Raw genomic sequence first — 16611 nt, forward strand, 5'->3', positions numbered from 1 at the left:
CGGACGGCCGGGCCCAACCGCACCGCGACCGCGGCGCCCGGTCCCGCACCATGCCGAAACGCGGAATCACGCCGGGTACACCTCGTCCCGACGCGACCGGGCAGCGACGGAACCGGCCGGAATTGCGCGGACGGATCGCCGCGTCCATTCCTCGTGATCCGAGGTCGCGCCGTGCGCGCCGCGGTCCCGGCTGCCGACGGTACGCTCGGCGCTGTGGACGGAATGGATGTCATCGTGGCGAATCGGGCCGTCGCCCGACCGGAGCTCGATGTATCGGTGCCGCGGGTGTTCGGCCGACTGCACCGAAGCTTCCTCGTCTACAAATCCGCTATCGCGGCGATATTCGAGCGCCACAACATCACCGAGTCGGGCTTCGACGTCCTGGCGTGCCTGCGCCGGGCGGTACCCGACCATCGACTCACGGCCGGGCGGCCGACGGAACAGACGTGGTGACCACAGGTGGCCTGTCGCTCCGCGTCGAACGCCTCGAAGGGGCGGGCCTGGTGACCCGCACCCGCGATGCCACGGACGCTCGTATCCGCTACGTCGAGATGACGGCGCAGGGTCGCGGGCTCGAGGTTCTGCCGGCGCGGCCGGAGAGTTCCGCCCGCGCGGCGCGGCCGGATCCGGACATCACCGGTGCGACGGACCGCACCTCCTGAGCGCAGGTACCGTCACCGCTTTCTCCCATTTCCATCCCCCAGGACCACCACCGGGTCCGCCCTGTCGATCAGGCGCCTACCGCCTGACCAGTTTCCGAGGACGCCACCATGAGCGGACCCAGCACAGCCCGCCCCGTGAGAACCGCCACCCGCCCCAACCGGGCAGTGCTCGCCCTGACTTTCGTCGCCGTCGTACTCGACGGCTACGACACCATCGCCCTGGGTCTCTCCATACCCGCACTCGCCCGCGAATGGGACGTCTCGGCATCGCATTTCACCCCGGCACTGTCACTCACCAGCCTCGGGGTAGCGATCGGATACATCGCTGTCGGCCAGTTGGTCGCCCGGTTCGGGAGCAGACGCGTCATCCTCGCCGCCGTGCTGCTGTTCACCGTGGGTTCGCTGCTGACCGCGGCGGCACCCTCGATCTGGGAGCTCACCGCGCTGCGCTTCCTCACCGGTCTCGGATTGGGCGCGGTGATGCCCGCGGCCGTGGCCCACGCGACCGTTCTCAATCCCCCGCGCCTCCGGCAGTCCATCGCCGTATTCGTGACAATGGGTATCTCCCTGGGCGCGCTCCTGGCCGGCATCCTCGGCAGCCGGCTCGTCGGGACCTACGGATGGCAGTCGGTGTTCATCGTCGGCGCACTGGCCTCGGCCGCCCTGTTCCCGCTGCTGTGGCTGGGCCTGCCGGACGAACACACCGCCCTCGGCACCGTGGAACCCACCGCGGCCGAGCACGGTGCCTCGGTCGCCCGCCTCTTCGACCCGGGTGCACGCACCCGCACCGTCCTGCTGTGGGGGTTCTCCTTCCTCACCTTCTCGGTCTACTACATCTTCTCCTCGTGGTTGCCCACCCTGCTCACCAGCTACGGCTTCACCACCGGCCTGGCCCCGCTGGGTTCGGCGGCACTGGGCGTCGGCAGCATCGTCGGAGCCGGACTGCTCATGCTGGGCGCACTGCGTTTCCGGATGACCTCGGTACTGGCGGCCACCACCGTCGCGGCCATCGTGTTCCTGATCGTCTCGGGTTTCCTCGGCGCGGACAAGGGCCTGCTGCTCATCGTCTTCGGCGGGGTGGGCCTCGGCCTGCAGGCCGGCATGATCGGGCAGGCCGCCCTCGCGGTCTCGCTGTACCCCGAGCGGACCGCGGTCACCGGGGTCGGATGGGCCTCCTCGATGGGACGACTGGGATCGGTCCTGGGTCCGATCGCCGGCGGCGCGCTCATCGCCCTCGGCGCCTCCACCAGTACGATCGTGCTCCTCGCGTGCCTACCGGTGGTCGCGGCACTCCTCCTCGTCACGGCACTGGGCCGGATCACCGCGACGCCCGTCGATCCAGCTCCCGAGAAGCACTGACCGCTGTCGCGATATGCCCGGTCGGTCGCTACCGGCAGATACGCGGTTCACCGTGCACGATAGGGAACGAACCCGGGCGACGAGGAGCGAATCCATGGTCAGCGAAGCTCAGACCGATCCCTCGGCACACACCGCGGGCCGGGGCCCGGTGCGGGCAGCGGTGGTCGTCGGGGCGCTCGGAGTGGTCTTCGGCGATATCGGTACCAGCCCGATCTACACCATCCAGACCGTGTTCGATCCCGAGGATCCGCATCCCGTCCCGCTCACGCCCGGCAATGTGTACGGGGTGGTATCGCTGATCTTCTGGTCGGTGATGATCATCGTGACCTTCACCTACATCTCGCTGGTGATGCGCGCGGACAACGACGGAGAAGGCGGCATCATGGCGCTGATCACGCTGCTGCGCCGCCTCGGTGGGAAGCCGGGCCGGCGGGCGGCCGTCTTACTCGCCGCGGTCGGTATCTTCGGCGCCGCACTGTTCTTCGGCGACAGTATGATCACGCCCGCGATCTCGGTGCTCTCCGCGGTGGAGGGGCTGAGGATCGTCGAACCGGACCTGGAGGACCTGATCATCCCGATCACGGTCGTGATCATCGTATGTCTCTTCAGTGTTCAGCGGCGGGGCACGGCCACGGTGGGGCGACTGTTCGGGCCCGTGATGATCGTGTGGTTCCTGTCCATCGGTGCCCTGGGCGTCGCCGAGATCGCCGGCCGCCCCGAGATCCTGAAGGCGCTGGCACCGACCTACGCGCTGGATTTCGCCACCGGGCATTTCCATATCGCGTTCTTCGCCCTCGCCGCCGTCGTTCTCGCGGTCACCGGTGCCGAGGCGCTCTACGCCGATATGGGGCATTTCGGCAGGAAGGCGATCACCTGGGGCTGGCTCGGCCTGGTACTACCGGCGTGCACACTCAGCTATTTCGGGCAGGGCGCGCTGGTACTCGGCGACGGGGCCGCGGTGAGCAGTCCTTTCTTCCTGCTCGCTCCCGGCTGGGCCCGCCTGCCCCTGGTCCTGCTGGCGACCGCCGCGACGGTCATCGCCTCGCAGGCGGTGATCACCGGGGCCTTCTCGGTGGCCTCCCAGGCGGTGCGGCTGGGTTATCTGCCGCGACTGCGGATCGCGCACACCTCCGCGTCGACCATCGGGCAGATCTATGTGCCGTGGATCAACTGGCTGCTCATGGTGTCGGTGCTGACTCTGGTATTCGCCTTCCGGAGTTCCGCGGCGCTGGCCTACGCCTTCGGTATGGCGGTCACTGCCACCATCACGATCACGACCTCGTTGTTCTTCTACATCGCCCGCACCAGCTGGCGGACACCGCTGTGGCTGGTGCTGCTCGGCGCGATTCCACTGCTCACTGTCGACGCCCTCTTCGTAGCCGCGAACCTGACCAAATTCGTCCACGGCGCATGGCTCCCGCTGCTGATCGGGATCACCGCGTTCACCGTGATGATCACCTGGGCACGCGGCCGCGTCATCGTCACCGCCGCCCGGCGGCGGGCCGAGGGCCCGCTACCCGAATTCGTCGAGCAGCTGCGGAACTCCCGCCCGCCCCTGGTCCGCGTCCCCGGTACCGCGGTCTTCCTCAACCGCGGCAGCGACACCACACCGCTGGCCATGCGCGCCAATGTCGAACACAACCGGGTACTGCACGAACACGTCGTGATCCTCTCGCTCGAAACCCAACCGGTACCCCGGGTATCCGGCCCGGAGCGTCTCTCCATCGACGCGCTGGGGCACAGCGACGACGGCATCATCCATGTCGCGGCCCGGCACGGCTACATGGAGACGCCGAAGGTTCCGCAGCTGCTGCGCGCCCTCGATCCAGCGCAGACCGAGGGGCCGATCTCGGTGGCGGACGCCTCCTATTTCCTGTCGAAGATCGAACTCAAGAAGGGCCCGGCTCCCACTATGGCGCCGTGGCGCAAACGCCTTTTCATCGCGACCTCCTATCTCACCGCCGATGCCGCCGACTATTTCGGTCTGCCGCGCAGCCGGACCGTGATCATGGGTTCGCAGGTCGAGGTCTGATACGCCGTTGGGGATCTACCCGCCGAACAGAGCCGAGCCCCAGTGCGCCCCGTCCCCCAGCCCACCCGGACAGGCGAACACCGCCGACCCGACGTGCTGGATGTACTCGTTCAGTGCGTCGTTGCGGGCCAACCGGTCCTGCATCGGCACGAACTGAGTACCCGGATCGCGGCAGTAGGCGATGAAGAAGAGTCCCGCGTCGAGATGGCCGAACCCGTCGGAACCGTCGGTGAAGTTGTAGCCCCGGCGCAGGATCTTGATACCGCCGAGTTCCTCGGCCGAGGCCAGCCGGACGTGGGCGTCGGTATCGATGAACGGGCCGGACGGGCCGGACGACTGCAGATCGAGTTCGTCGAACTCACCGCTGCCGCCCAGCGGTGCGCCACTGCCCTTCGCCCGGCCGATCACGCGCTCCTGCTCGCGCAGACTCGTACGATCCCAGGGTTCGATGAGCATCCGGATCCGGCGTGCCACCAGATAGGAACCGCCGGCCATCCAGGCCTGGTCGTCGGTATCGCCCACCCAGACGAAATCGTCCACGTCGGCATGTTCTTCGGCCTTGATATTGCGGGTGCCGTCCTTGAACCCGAACAGGTTGCGCGGTGTCGCCTGGGTGGTCGTGGTCGAGGAGGTCCGGCCGAATCCCAGTTGCGACCACCGTACCGATACCGCGCCGAATCCCGCGCGGGCCAGATTCCGGATCGCGTGCACCGCGACTTGCGGGTCGTCGGCGCAGGCCTGGACGGCGATATCGCCGCCGCTGCGCTTCGGATCGAGCGAATCGCCGGTGAATTTCGGCAGCTCGGTGAGTGCGCCGGGCCGGCGGCCGGCGATCCCGAACCGATCGCGGCCCGCCGCGTCGGTGAACAGGGACGGTCCGAACCCGATCGTCAGTGTCAGGCGCGACGGGGAGAGATCGAGCGCCTCACCGGTATCGGCCGGCGGCTTGTAGGCGCCGGAACCGATCGCGCCGTCCGCGAACGCTTCCCGGCCCTGTGTCATCCGCTCGGCCATCACGGTCCAGGTGTGCAGCAGGTCGACGAGTTCGGCACGGGACTCGGTGTGTACGTCGAATGCGGCGAAGTGCAGGCGGTCCTGTGCGGCGGTGAGGATGCCGGACTGATGCTCACCCCGGAACGCGACGACCTCGGGCGCGCTCGCCGCCCGCGCCCCGACCCGGCCGGCCACCACCCCCGCACCGGCGGCGACGACACCCACTCCGGCCGACCCGATCAGGCCCCGGCGGGTGATACCGCCACGGCCCGCCGTCCGCCGCGGTTCAGGATCCGGCGACAACGCCCTGTACCTGACTCACCACGGCCGAGAGCGCATCGATCCGGCGCGAGAGCGCACCGCGCTGCGCGTCACCGACGGTGTCGTAACCGACGTAGCCGTCACCGCGGCGGTATTGAGCCAGCTCACCGTCGAGTTCGGTGAAGCGCCGGTCGATCTGGGTACCCAGTTCGGCATTGCGTTCGTCGAGGATCGGGCGCAGGCTCGCGATCGCCGCCTGTGAACCGTCGACATTGGCCTGGAAATCCCAGAGATCGGTATGGGAGAAGAGATCCTCTTCACCGGTGATCTTGGTACGCGCGATCTCGTCGAGCAGTGTCTGCGCACCACCGGCCACCTGCACCGGGTCGATCGAATAGTCCGCGGCGCTCACCCCGGCCACCAATTCGCCGATATCGGTGAGCAGCTGATCGGCGATCCGGTTCGTATCCGGTTGCGGCCCGCGGACCCACAGATCCTTCTCCAGCCGGTGGAATCCCGTCCACGCGTCGCCCTCGGCCAGATCGGCCTCGCGCAGATCCAGTCGCGGGTCCAGATCGTCGGGGAAACTCTCCGCGACGGGTTCGATCCGCTCGTAGTACGTGCGGGTCAGCGGATACTGCTTCTTCGCGGTGTCGATATCCCCGTTCTTCACCGCCGAGACGAAGGTCTTCGCGGTGTCCTGTAATGCGGTGACCTGGCTGATCAGGTAGCGCTTGTAGCCGTCCGCCGCTTCCGTGAGTTCGCCGGATTCGTCGCGCTGCCGGGCCTGCCCGGTCACCGTGAAGTCGTGCCGGATACCGTCGCCGACCATTCCCGGTTTGCACGCCGTCCGATAGGTACCCGGATCGGGCACCGACACGATCAGCTGACGACTCAGACCGGGACCGATGTTCTCGACCTCACCGAGCACCCGATCTCCGGCCCCGTAGACGTAGAACTCGGTGACCTTGGTGCCGTTGTTGGCGATCCGGAAGGTCACCGTCCCGGTCGAGGCCGAATCGCGGGCGATATCGCAGGAGGAGTCATCGGCGCTCACCGCGATCTCGTCCGGCGCGGCCGGATCGGTTTTGCCGGTACACGAGACGAGCAGCAGCGGCGCGGTAGCCGCCAGTGCGACCGCGATCATGGAACTTCGCACGGATCTGGACCTTTCCCTCATTTCGACGGCGCCGCGGATTCCGGCGCCGACCGGTCCGCTCCGCCCGGGCCGGCGACCGCCGGCCGCAGGAACAGCGGTAACACCACCACCACGTACAGCGCCCAGGCGAAGGCCTGCAGCACCGTCGGGTCCGCGCGGAAGTTGAAAATGCCCTGGGCGACAGTGCCGTACCAGCTGGACATGGAGAACCACGACGAGATGTCGAATGCGTAGCGGGAGACCCCGGGGAGCCAGTTCGCGGTCTGCAGTGCGCGGATACCGTAGGCGAGGATGCCGGCGGCGACCACGATCAGCAACGCGCCGGTGTATCGGAAGAAGACTCCGAAGTCGAAGCGCACCGCGCCGAAATACAGTGCCACGGTCACTGCCGCGGCGACCGCGATACCGGCCAGCAGGCCGAGCAACGGCCATCGGCTCCCGGAGGCGTTCTCCGCGTATCCGACCATCAGCAGCGCGGTTTCCACACCCTCGCGACCCACCGCGAGAAATGCCAGTACCACCACCGCGGCGGGCCCGGCACGCAACGCGGTCGCGAGATCGGCCCGCAATTCTCCCGAGATGGATCGCGCGGCCGTCCGCATCCACAGCACCATCCAGGTGACGACCACGACCGCGGCCAGCGAGGCGATCCCGGCGATCAGTTCGGCCGCCACCCCGGTGACCGTGGAGGTGCCGAAATGCACGCCGGCGAAGATTCCCACGACCATCGCCACCGCGGCGCCGACACCGAGCGCTACCCATTTCAACGAGTCACGGCGCCCGGATTTCACGAGGAAGGCGACCAGGATCATCACGACGATCCCGGTTTCGAGGCCCTCACGTACGCCGATCAGACCGCTCCCGAATACCTGGGCCGCGGCCGACGGCGCATCGGAAGCGAACGCACGCTCGATCACATCCACTCCCGAAAAACTAAACCTAGGCTTACCAAAGCTCGGTAAGTGGATGCAGTGTTGCACAGGAACTGCCGCGGCGGAAAGCCGAATCCCGAAAAAGTGCCGAAAATCCGGATCCTATCGATGACCTGCGGATACACATCGAACATTTCGGACAAAACGACACCGAAAGGCCGGTGGAAAACTACCCGGCGACGATCGGCCGGAAAACCGTCGGCGGGCCCCGAACCCGGCTACCCGATCTCGAACGAGTCGGATTCTCCGTAGTAGGTCGACGAGTTCTCCACGATCCCGCCGTCACTGTCGCGCGCCTTGATCCCCACCGTGACCACGACCCGGTCACCGCGCGCACCGGCGCCGAGATCGGTGGCGACGGAACGGATCGACAGCCCACCGGCACAGGTCAGATCGGTGACAACACCTTTGCCGACCCGGCCGGTAGTGGCGTTGGTGAGGTCGACGGTGACGGCCGCTGTCGCACCACTGGGGCAGTCGTAGGCCACGATCACCGAATGGTCGGTATGAACAACCTTGAACACGCCCACATTCGCATCGATGTGCTGCGGTTCGGCGTATGCGACCGCCGCCGGCACCGCAGCCACGGCAGCCACGGCCATCGACGCGAACGCCGCGAAAATCTTCCTCACGAACGGCTCCCTCTCTCGGTAACGCCGATGACGCGCACGGAAGTGTTATAGCAATAGGCGATCAATATCGGGGCGGGGGATTCCGGGGTGTCCCCCAGAACGCCCCCTCGATGTCACCCCGGAGCCGAGCCGGCCCGGAGCACCTCCTCCGGTTCGAGCGGCGGCGGAGGCGGTACATCGACCCCGAGATCCAGCAGCGAGGACCGGACCACGATGTCCCAGCTGGCATGCCGGGGCGCGGCGAGCCGGCACCGCCGTTCCGCGTCGGCGACCATCCGGCGATGCGCCTCGAGTTCCGCCGTCATCGCGGCGAGCTGGCGCGACAGCGGTTCGACCATCTGGGCGGCGGCGCGGGTCAGTACCGCGACCGCATCGGCACGACGCTTGCGCCTGTTGAAGATTCCGGCCACGAAAACCCCGCCGACACCCGTGACCAGGCCGCCGAGGACAGATACCACTTCGGTGATCATGCTGCCCTCCCTTGTGCGGCAGGTTCGTCGCGCCCTTCCTCAGGCGCGCTCATCGGTGGCGGGGTCACGGAAACCCGGGATCTTCAGCGCCGCACCGATCACACCGAGTGCCTCGGCAGTCGTCCGGTCGCCCAGGAAATCCCAGCCGGGGAAGTCCGCCCCGCGGGCGGTTCCGGCACCGGCGAGCTGGTCCAACGCCAGCCCCATATGCTTGTCCAGATAGTGCAGCAGCGTCCCGACCGTGACCTGCTCACCGTGATAGTTGGTGATCTTCTCTTCCAGGAACGCCATCTCGCCACCTCTTCCGTCCAACAGTGCCTGAACATCCCGGCGGAAGGCGTTCATATCTATTCCCGCCGGGTCGATCTTCCCCTCGCTGGAGTACTCACGATGCGCGACGCAATCGCCCGAACCGCGGCCGATACGCCGGAGCAAGGCCGCACACCCCCGCTTGTAGGCGTCGAGCTGGGCCGGAGTCCAATCCCACGGCGGGGTGCCGCGCGATACGGCTTCGATACCGATGGTGTGATAGTTCGCGTTGTCGGTCGGCCAGCCCGGCCAGCTACCACGCCCGGCATGCCAGCAGACACCGACGGCGATCACCCGGTAGGTGCCGTCCTTCTCCAGCACGAGTTGCGCCAGTGGACCCGGCAGCCCGGGGCGGCCGTTCTGGACGACCCGCCAGTCGTCCGGACCACCCCCCGCCGTGTGGTGGCACAGCACACCACGGATATCGAGGAAATCGCCGTGCCCGCGTTCGCGCCAGCCGTCGTGCTCGATGACCGCGAGACCGGCGCCGCGCAGCACATCGGCCAGCCATACCGGGTCTCCACTCCAGCTCATCGGACCCTCCTGTCCCGCGCCGATCGTCGGCACCCCGCCGCGACGACCGCGCTCGCCGGAGCGGCACGATCGGAACCTCGGGGCGTGAACTGCGGTGATAGTCAACCGCTCTACCTCAACCTAGTCCTATTTTGGTCTCTTCACAACCCTTTTTGGTCTCTAATAGACCTACATCAGTCTCTGATTCCTCGGATCGACGCCGCCCGACGCGAAACTATCGGGCACTTGATTCAGAACCTGCCCGATCCCAGAATGGTCGACATGAATGCGACGCCCGCGGAGTCGGAAGAAGCGACCGCCGAGGAGGAGGCAAGACTGGACGCGGCGTTGGGCGCGGAAGTGCGCGCGATGCGGGCACGGCGTGGCTGGAGCCAGGAAGTCCTCGCCGAGAAGACCGGCTACAACAAGAAGACCATCATCCGGCTCGAACGGGGTGAGCGGGCGATGACGATATCGCAGATGTACAAGATCTGCCGGGCGTTCGGTATCCGGCCGAGTGAACTAGTCGGCGCCGCGGAGAAAGAAATCGGCATCCAGTAGCGGAGACGGATCGATACCGCGCCGGCGCGCCTCGGCGACGAACGCCGATACGGTCCGCGTGCTGAGATCATCGTCCAGGTAATCCGCCATCGTCACAGCTGGGCGGTCCGGAGCTTCGTTGCCCATGAGCGTTTCCAGTTCTGACCGATCCACACTCGCGAGGTATCCCGCATCCCCCGCGGAGTCCGACAGTTCCCACTCGACGCCTTCCGGAGGCCGACGTGGCGCGGTTGAGCGAATGCGCCTCCCGGATCAGCGGAGGCGTCCGGCCGTCCGGAGAGCCGGAACCGGGCGCTTCACCCGCCCGCCGTATCCGTGACCGACCCGATCGCGCGAACCCCGATCGCATGAACTCCGTACTTCCGGAACGAGCTCGATATCCATACCGACACCTTCCAGCTACCCGACCCCTGCCTCGGGCTCACAGCCGGAGCCCGATGCCGAGTGTAATTATTTTCGCGCCCGGCGCCTAGGTCCGGAAGGATACGAAGGCCAACGAATTTCATGTTCGGCAAGGCCCCGCTCCCGCAAACCGTCCGGGTCGCACAGGTTGTCGGCTGGTACGAGGCTGCCACGGACGCGGCCGCCACCGGTATACCCGCCGGCGATCGGCCCCGGGCGTGCGGAGTCGGCACGCCGAACAGACAGTCACGCACCGCAATACAATGCCCACCGGGCCGGCCGGGGAACTCGGTTCGGCCGCCGGGCTCCGACTCGGTGATCGAGAACCGCCACGCGGTGGGTCGAGATCGACCGGATGCCGCGCTACACCGGCTCCAGGACGACCACCGGTGTGTCGTGCGAACGCCGGGCCGCATTCCGGGCGAACTCCGCTCCACCCCACCCCTGGTAGAGCGGGAATTCCGCCCACAGACGCTCACGTTCACTGCCGGTGGCTTCCCGGGCGCGGAGCCGGACCACGCCGTCGACGGTATCCGCCTCCGCGGACGGATCGGCCTGCAGGTTGAGCCACCAGACCGGCGGTGGATCCGCCCAGCCGTTCATCGCCGGCGTCACGAAATTGCCGCCGTCCCGGAAGTAGCCGAGGATGACGGCGCGTTCCCGTCCGGTCCGCCGGCCACGCGTTCGTAAGCGCAGCATGCCCATTCGGCCGTGCAGTTCGGGGCGCACCAGCCCTCGCTTCGTGATCCGATAGAACAGGCGATGGCCCGCCCAGAAGGACCGGACGAACCAGCGTGGGGGGACGAAGGACTTCGTGGACCGATCGGACATGTTCTCCCGCTCTCGGAACGGCCTGCCGTCGAGGCTCGGCTACACCGTGCGCCCGGACCGAACCCGCGGTGCGCGTGGGTGAATACCCGACTCGGGTACCACCCGTCGAGGATAACCGCCCGCGCGCACCTGATCTACGCGGATGCGAACCGGTCCGCGCTGTCGTCCGTAATTCGACCGGCGGTCAACCGCGGCAAGGACTCCGGATACCAGCGGATCGCGAATCGGAACGGTCAGGGCGATCGGAGCTCATATGGACACCCACCACGCCGACCGTCCCGAATACACGATGCGGATCAGCCGGCTGACCATCGATGAACTCGGCATCCGATTGTACGACCGGGTTTCGGCCGTCCCGGCGGAACTGATCGCCGATTCCTACGACGCGGATGCCACCCGGGTCGAGGTCGCGTTGCCGTGGGGCGTGACACTCGCCGGTACCGTGCGGGCGGCCGGGCACGAGCCCTACCGGATCGTCGTGCGCGACAACGGCCACGGTATGACCACCGACGAGATCAACGATCACTACCTGCGGGTCGGCTCCGACCGCCGGCGCCGGACGGGTAGCGATCTCTCCCGGGAACCGGAACGGCCGGTGATGGGCCGCAAAGGTATCGGAAAGCCGGCCGGTCGCGAATATCGTGCTGAACCTGGACGAGATGCTCTCCGATACCGAGCACGACTACCATCCGCGCCCCGGCCCGCTCGACGGGACCTTCGGCATGCGTCGCGGAACCACGGTCGTGCTCCGCGATTTCCTGCGCAAGCGGGTCGCCTCCGGGGACGAACTGAGCCGTCAGCTCGCCGCCCGTTTCGGGCTGGAACGCAGTGACCGGCAGGTGGTCGCCCAGACCCGCGATTTCGGAATCCCCGCCGGATTCACCGGTGAGTTCGAATTGCGCTCGTACCTCGTAGGTGCGATTCATGTGGAGTGGCTGGACGACGAGCGGGAACTTCTCGATTCCACGCTGCGCGCCCACTGCGGCTTCCTCGATCGCGTGGACGATAGGTGGCTCGGCGAGGCCGGTCGGTCCGCGCCGCCCGGCGCCACCGCGGGCTGAAACGGCACGCACTCTTCCCCTGTCGCTCGCCGAGCCGTTCCCGGGCACCGACAACTCGTGCGGTAACCGATTCCTTCGGTCCCGTCCCATCCGCGGCCGGGGGCTCTGGCGCGGCCGGCCGGTCGGGCGCTATCGTCAGAATGACACGTCATTCTATTACTGACGAATGGTTCCCGACCGGATGCCTCCGGGCCCGAAGGAGTACACGGCGATGGCCGCACTGAGGAGAAGGACGCCCGATCTGCGCGGTGCGACCGTGGTCGTCACCGGCGGAGCCCGCGGAATCGGCGCCGCGACAGCTGCCGCGTTCGCGAGCCGCGGCGCGACCGTATGGATCGGCGATATCGACGAAGCGGTGGCCGAATCCACCGCGCGATCCGTACCGAACGCCCACGCGGGCGCCCTCGACGTGACCGATCCCGGCTCGTGGACCGATTTCCTCGAACGAGTCGCCGCGGAATCCGTCCGCCCGGTGGACATCCTGGTCAACAACGCCGGCGTGATGCCGGTGGGCGCGTTCGACCAAGAAGCCGGGCACACCACCGACCTGATCCTGGATGTCGATGTGCGCGGCGTGCTCAACGGTATGCGCGCCGTCCTCCCCGGCATGCTCGCGCGCGGCAGCGGGCATATCGTGAACATCGCCTCGATGGCGGGCATGATCCCCCTTCCCGGAATGGTCACCTACAACGCCGCCAAGTTCGCCGCCCTCGGCGCCTCGCTCGCGGCCAGGCGCGAATTCGACGGCACCGGGGTCACGATCTGTGCCGTTCTACCGGCTGCCGTCCGGACCGAACTGGCTTCCGGGGCCCGGCTCGGCGGCCTCCTGCCCACGGTCGATCCCGAGGATGTCGCGGCGGCCGTCGTCGCCACACTGCGCACCCGCGCCGCGCGGACCTCGGTACCGGGATGGGTGGCCCCGGCGTGGTCGCTCGTCGACGCGTTCGTCCCCGAGTTCGTGGAACGGTTCGTGCGACGCGTGGCCGGGGACCGGCGGGCGCTGGACCTCGACGCCGTGGCCCGCCGCGACTATCTGGCGCGGATCGACCGCCAGGCTCGGGCCCATCGCGAGGAGGCGCGGTCGTGACCCGGCGGGCGCTCATCCTCGGCTGCGGCGGGACCATCGGCGGCGCCTGGTCGGTGGCGGCGCTGGCGGCGCTGGCCGAGCAGCTGGACTGGGACCCCCGGGACGCCGCCGTCCTCCAGGGCACCTCCGCCGGAGCCGAACTGGTCACACTGCTCGCCGGAGGATACAGCATGGACGACCTGGTGGATATGCACACCGGCGCCACCACCGATCCGATTCTCCGGCGTCATATCGCCGCGACACCCCGCGGTATACCGCCGATCCCCCGGCCGGTGCCGCTGGCCCCGGCCGGTCTGCTGCGCCACCGCGGCGGCGGGCACCGCCGACTCACCGGGATAGCGCCCCGTGGCCGCGGCGACGCGATATGGCTCCAGCAGCTGGCCGAATCGGTCGCCGGGCCCGACGGCCTGCTTCCGCATCCCGGTGCGCGGCTGGTCGCCTACGAACCGCGCCGCAACCGGCGCGTCGTATTCGGCGCCCCCGGCGCACCACCGGTGCCCGCGGGAACAGCGCTGCGCGCGTCGTGGGCGATACCGGGCTGGATGCCCCCGGTACAGGTCGGCGGCCGCTACTACGTGGACGGCGGTGCCGCGTCCACGGCATCGGTCGATCTGATCGGCACCGGCGAAGCCGACGAGATCTATGTCATCGCCCCGATGGCCGCCGCCACCGGTGTCCGCGCACCCGGCCTCGGCGGCCGCGCCGAGCAGTACCTGCTGCGCAATCCGATGTCGCAGGAGTTCCGGCGGGAAATCGACGAGGTCCGCAACCGCGTCCGGACCGTGGTTGCGATCACGCCCGGCCGCGACGATATGCGCGGGCTGGGCTGGAATTTCATGCGCCGGGATCACCGGCGGGCCGCTTTCGAATCGGCCCGGGTCCACGCCCCCGCGGCGGTCCGGCGCGCGCTGGACGCGGCCCGCCGGTGAACACCCGCGGCCGCGCGACACCGGCCTCGGCACCGCGGGTCACTCCGCGAGCGGACCGTGCCGGTCCAGATGCAGATAGGTGTAGCCGGTGACGATCAGGCAGACCACCGTGGCCGTGATCAGCATCGCCCACCCCGCGACGACGAGGCTCAGCACACCACCCGCCAGCGCCCCGAGCACGAAACTCGCGTAGAGCAGGAAATATCCGACCCAGTCCGCGTAATCACCACCGCTGGCATGACGTTCGATCCCCTGACCCAATTTGACCAGCGTGCCCGTCACATAGCTCAGCGGTATCGATACTTCGCCGTTCGCGAGGAACGAGGTGTTGAGGGCTCCGACACCGAACGCGACGAAAAGGATGGGCACGAAGTCGATATCGGTCGGGTTCGCTCCGTACAGGAGCAGATCCGTACCCGCCGCCACGGCCAGGCAGCCAGTGGTCAACAGCGTGGGACCGTGCGGATGCCTGGCCCAGTAGCGGCGGCGGCACCATGAGGCGACCACGACCCCGGCCACGAACGCGGCGATCAACCCCAGGGCGGCCGCCGCCATCTCGGACTCGTCCCGGAAATAGCCGAGGACCGCTCGTTCGGTGTTACCCGTCATGAAGGTGACGAAATAGCCCGCGGTATGGGTGAACGCCGCGGCCCCGATGAGTCCGGCGAGTCCCGCGAGCACCCACGACAACCTCGCGTCGGCATCGAACAATGCCGTCCTGCGGGATATATCCGGTTTCGGCACGGGCCGGATCCTTCCGGGCGGGAAACCCGCGCCGGCCGATCGGCCGGCGCGTTGCGGACGAGCACTCGGGAGATCAACGGGTGTCACCGTAACCCGCCCGCACCGGCGCCCGGCCGACCGCGGCTGTGGGCTGTGTCGCCGCCCGGCCGCGGCGAGCCGGCCGGCCCGCCCGATATAGCCGGCCGGCCGGCTTCTCAGACCGGTACCGCCTCGGCGACGCTCACCCGGCCACCGTCCACGTCCAGGACGGTGCCGTGGACGAAAGCGGCGTCGTCGGAGGCCAGATACACCGCGGCGGCGGCGATCGCGCCGGGATGCCCGGGGGCACCGGCCGGGGTGTCACGCATCAGATGTTCTCCCGGGAACTCCGCCGCGGGGTCCAGCGCGGGATCCCGGATCACTCCCGGCGAGAGGGCGTTCACCCGGATGCCGCGGGTGCCGAATTCCGCGGACCATGCCCGGGTCAGTGATTCCAGCGCCGCTTTCGAGGAGGCGTACAGCGCGCCCACGCCGACCGAGAGCCGCGCCACCCAGGACCCGAGATTGATCACCACACCGCCACCGGCCTCGATCATCGCCGGGGCGAGGGCCTGTACGAGGAAGAACGCCGCTTTGACATTGACCCCGTACACCCGATCGAAATCCTCGTCACGAGCGGTGACCGTGCTGACCGGCGGATAGATTCCGGCATTGTTCACGAGTACGTCGAGGCGCCCACCGAGGAGTCGCAGCGCCTCTTCCGCGAGCCGGTGGCTGCGTTCGGCCGATCCGTCCAGATCCGCGGGCGCGAAATCGGCGCGCCCACCGGCCGCGCGAATCGTGGCGACCACCTCCTCGCCGCGGATTCGATCGCGGCCGGATACGACCACGTGGGCACCTTCGGCGGCGAAGGCCAGGGCGATAGCGCGCCCGATATTGCTGGTGGAACCGGTCACCAGGGCTGTCCGGCCCTGCAGTCGCTGTGTCATACCGGCGACGGTAACCGCCCATTTTTGGACCGGCAAGTCCAGAAATTTACCAGCAATACTCGTGGTAAGGCCAGTTCACCGGTACGGAGTAACCGGGTCGAAAGTATGCTTTTCGCCATGGCCTTGACCACCAAAGGGCGTGCCACCCGCGACCGGATCGTCGAGGGCGCCGCGACGTATCTGCGCAGCGCCGATCCCGGGACCGTCACACTCGACGATGTCCGGGCGATCACCGGCACCAGCAAAGGGCAGATCTTCCACTACTTCCCCGGCGGCAAAGAGGAACTGCTACTCGCTGTCGCCCGGCTGGAGGCCGAACGTGTACTGCTGGACCAGCAACCGCATCTGGCCGATCTCACGAGCTGGCCGTCCTGGACCCGCTGGCGCGACGCACTGGTCGCTCGCTACCGGGCGCAGGGTCGGCTCTGCCCGCTGGGCACACTGATGGACCAGGTCAGGAATACGCCGGGTGCTTCCGAAGTGGTCACCGTACTGCTCACCGAATGGCAGCGCGATATCGAGCGGGGCATCCGAACCATGCAGGGCACCGGCGATATCCGGCCCGAACTCCCCGCCGGGCGGACCGCCGCCGCGTTCATCGCCGGTATCCAGGGCGGCGTCCAGGTCCTGCGCTCGACCGGATCGACCGAACATCTCGAAGCGGTTCTCGACCTGTTGATCGCGCATCTGCGGACCACCTGAACGC

The 16611-nt window shown here is 68.1% G+C and carries 17 protein-coding genes and 2 pseudogenes; 9 read left to right on the forward strand and 10 right to left on the reverse strand.

The window, feature by feature from the left end; all coding sequences use genetic code 11:
• Positions 1-222: 222 nt before the first annotated feature.
• From ACWEWT_RS06900 to ACWEWT_RS06910, 3 genes and pseudogenes are all read left to right on the forward strand, one after another.
• Positions 223-575: pseudogene (locus tag ACWEWT_RS06900) on the forward strand (MarR family winged helix-turn-helix transcriptional regulator); the annotation flags it as partial.
• A gap of 195 nt (positions 576-770) precedes the next feature.
• Positions 771-2021, forward strand: a complete 1251-nt coding sequence (locus tag ACWEWT_RS06905; RefSeq protein WP_452556970.1) for an MFS transporter — start codon at positions 771-773, stop codon at positions 2019-2021.
• Between the two features lie 94 nt (positions 2022-2115).
• Positions 2116-4053 carry a potassium transporter Kup gene (locus tag ACWEWT_RS06910; RefSeq protein ID WP_452556972.1) on the forward strand — a complete coding sequence of 646 codons (1938 nt, stop codon included), beginning with the start codon at positions 2116-2118 and terminating at the stop codon, positions 4051-4053.
• A gap of 15 nt (positions 4054-4068) precedes the next feature.
• On the opposite strand, the gene efeB is transcribed toward ACWEWT_RS06910, so the two are convergent.
• The 6 genes from efeB to ACWEWT_RS06940 form a co-directional block, all read right to left on the reverse strand.
• Positions 4069-5349: an iron uptake transporter deferrochelatase/peroxidase subunit gene (gene efeB, locus ACWEWT_RS06915; protein WP_452556974.1), complete on the reverse strand. Its 1281-nt coding sequence runs from the start codon at positions 5347-5349 to the stop codon at positions 4069-4071.
• Positions 5333-6487 (reverse strand): iron uptake system protein EfeO, encoded by a 1155-nt coding sequence (efeO, locus tag ACWEWT_RS06920; RefSeq protein WP_452556976.1) that lies wholly within the window; start codon positions 6485-6487, stop codon positions 5333-5335. Before efeO ends, efeB begins: the two co-directional genes overlap by 17 nt.
• Positions 6484-7380 (reverse strand): iron uptake transporter permease EfeU, encoded by an 897-nt coding sequence (efeU, locus tag ACWEWT_RS06925; protein WP_452557696.1) that lies wholly within the window; start codon positions 7378-7380, stop codon positions 6484-6486. The genes efeO and efeU overlap by 4 nt, the downstream gene beginning before the upstream one ends.
• 236 nt (positions 7381-7616) lie before the next feature.
• On the reverse strand, positions 7617-8030 hold the full coding sequence (locus ACWEWT_RS06930) for a hypothetical protein (protein ID WP_452556978.1): 414 nt from the start codon (positions 8028-8030) through the stop codon (positions 7617-7619).
• Between the two features lie 113 nt (positions 8031-8143).
• On the reverse strand, positions 8144-8500 hold the full coding sequence (locus ACWEWT_RS06935; protein ID WP_452556980.1) for a hypothetical protein: 357 nt from the start codon (positions 8498-8500) through the stop codon (positions 8144-8146).
• 39 nt (positions 8501-8539) lie between these two features.
• Positions 8540-9343 (reverse strand): peptidoglycan recognition protein family protein, encoded by an 804-nt coding sequence (locus ACWEWT_RS06940; RefSeq protein ID WP_452556982.1) that lies wholly within the window; start codon positions 9341-9343, stop codon positions 8540-8542.
• 261 nt (positions 9344-9604) lie between these two features.
• On the opposite strand from ACWEWT_RS06940, the gene ACWEWT_RS06945 reads away from it, so the two are divergent.
• The gene (locus ACWEWT_RS06945; RefSeq protein ID WP_452556984.1) at positions 9605-9883 is read left to right on the forward strand and encodes a helix-turn-helix domain-containing protein; all 279 of its coding nucleotides are present in this window, start codon (positions 9605-9607) and stop codon (positions 9881-9883) included.
• Here the strand turns inward: ACWEWT_RS06945 and ACWEWT_RS06950 are convergent.
• On the reverse strand, positions 9845-10036 hold the full coding sequence (locus ACWEWT_RS06950; RefSeq protein WP_452556986.1) for a hypothetical protein: 192 nt from the start codon (positions 10034-10036) through the stop codon (positions 9845-9847). The two genes, ACWEWT_RS06945 and ACWEWT_RS06950, sit on opposite strands and share 39 nt — an antisense overlap.
• A 612-nt stretch (positions 10037-10648) precedes the next feature.
• Positions 10649-11116 carry a nitroreductase/quinone reductase family protein gene (locus ACWEWT_RS06955; RefSeq protein WP_452556988.1) on the reverse strand — a complete coding sequence of 156 codons (468 nt, stop codon included), beginning with the start codon at positions 11114-11116 and terminating at the stop codon, positions 10649-10651.
• Positions 11117-11405: 289 nt separating this feature from the next.
• Here ACWEWT_RS06955 and ACWEWT_RS06960 point away from each other — a divergent pair.
• The 4 genes and pseudogenes from ACWEWT_RS06960 to ACWEWT_RS06975 form a co-directional block, all read left to right on the forward strand.
• Positions 11406-11735: pseudogene (locus tag ACWEWT_RS06960) on the forward strand (ATP-binding protein); the annotation flags it as partial.
• A gap of 22 nt (positions 11736-11757) precedes the next feature.
• Positions 11758-12177 carry a hypothetical protein gene (locus ACWEWT_RS06965; RefSeq protein ID WP_452557712.1) on the forward strand — a complete coding sequence of 140 codons (420 nt, stop codon included), beginning with the start codon at positions 11758-11760 and terminating at the stop codon, positions 12175-12177.
• Between the two features lie 211 nt (positions 12178-12388).
• Positions 12389-13264 carry an SDR family oxidoreductase gene (locus ACWEWT_RS06970; protein WP_452556990.1) on the forward strand — a complete coding sequence of 292 codons (876 nt, stop codon included), beginning with the start codon at positions 12389-12391 and terminating at the stop codon, positions 13262-13264.
• Positions 13261-14193 (forward strand): patatin-like phospholipase family protein, encoded by a 933-nt coding sequence (locus ACWEWT_RS06975; protein ID WP_452556992.1) that lies wholly within the window; start codon positions 13261-13263, stop codon positions 14191-14193. The genes ACWEWT_RS06970 and ACWEWT_RS06975 overlap by 4 nt, the downstream gene beginning before the upstream one ends.
• 39 nt (positions 14194-14232) lie before the next feature.
• On the opposite strand, the gene ACWEWT_RS06980 is transcribed toward ACWEWT_RS06975, so the two are convergent.
• Positions 14233-14937, reverse strand: a complete 705-nt coding sequence (locus ACWEWT_RS06980; RefSeq protein WP_452556994.1) for a YoaK family protein — start codon at positions 14935-14937, stop codon at positions 14233-14235.
• A gap of 194 nt (positions 14938-15131) precedes the next feature.
• Positions 15132-15905: an SDR family NAD(P)-dependent oxidoreductase gene (locus ACWEWT_RS06985; RefSeq protein WP_452556996.1), complete on the reverse strand. Its 774-nt coding sequence runs from the start codon at positions 15903-15905 to the stop codon at positions 15132-15134.
• A gap of 117 nt (positions 15906-16022) precedes the next feature.
• Between ACWEWT_RS06985 and ACWEWT_RS06990 the strand changes: the two genes are divergently transcribed.
• On the forward strand, positions 16023-16607 hold the full coding sequence (locus ACWEWT_RS06990; RefSeq protein ID WP_452556998.1) for a TetR/AcrR family transcriptional regulator: 585 nt from the start codon (positions 16023-16025) through the stop codon (positions 16605-16607).
• Positions 16608-16611: the final 4 nt, after the last annotated feature.

The organism is Nocardia sp. NPDC003963 (assembly GCF_053605105.1).

Coding starts and splice junctions, on each gene's coding strand:
- ACWEWT_RS06970 (WP_452556990.1), top strand. CDS start 12,389: ATGGCCGCACTGAGGAGAAGGACGCCCGATCTGCGCGGTGCGACCGTG.
- ACWEWT_RS06985 (WP_452556996.1), bottom strand. CDS start 15,905: ATGACACAGCGACTGCAGGGCCGGACAGCCCTGGTGACCGGTTCCACC.
- ACWEWT_RS06940 (WP_452556982.1), bottom strand. CDS start 9,343: ATGAGCTGGAGTGGAGACCCGGTATGGCTGGCCGATGTGCTGCGCGGC.
- ACWEWT_RS06990 (WP_452556998.1), top strand. CDS start 16,023: ATGGCCTTGACCACCAAAGGGCGTGCCACCCGCGACCGGATCGTCGAG.
- ACWEWT_RS06955 (WP_452556988.1), bottom strand. CDS start 11,116: ATGTCCGATCGGTCCACGAAGTCCTTCGTCCCCCCACGCTGGTTCGTC.
- efeO (WP_452556976.1), bottom strand. CDS start 6,487: ATGAGGGAAAGGTCCAGATCCGTGCGAAGTTCCATGATCGCGGTCGCA.
- ACWEWT_RS06905 (WP_452556970.1), top strand. CDS start 771: ATGAGCGGACCCAGCACAGCCCGCCCCGTGAGAACCGCCACCCGCCCC.
- ACWEWT_RS06945 (WP_452556984.1), top strand. CDS start 9,605: ATGAATGCGACGCCCGCGGAGTCGGAAGAAGCGACCGCCGAGGAGGAG.
- ACWEWT_RS06910 (WP_452556972.1), top strand. CDS start 2,116: ATGGTCAGCGAAGCTCAGACCGATCCCTCGGCACACACCGCGGGCCGG.
- ACWEWT_RS06935 (WP_452556980.1), bottom strand. CDS start 8,500: ATGATCACCGAAGTGGTATCTGTCCTCGGCGGCCTGGTCACGGGTGTC.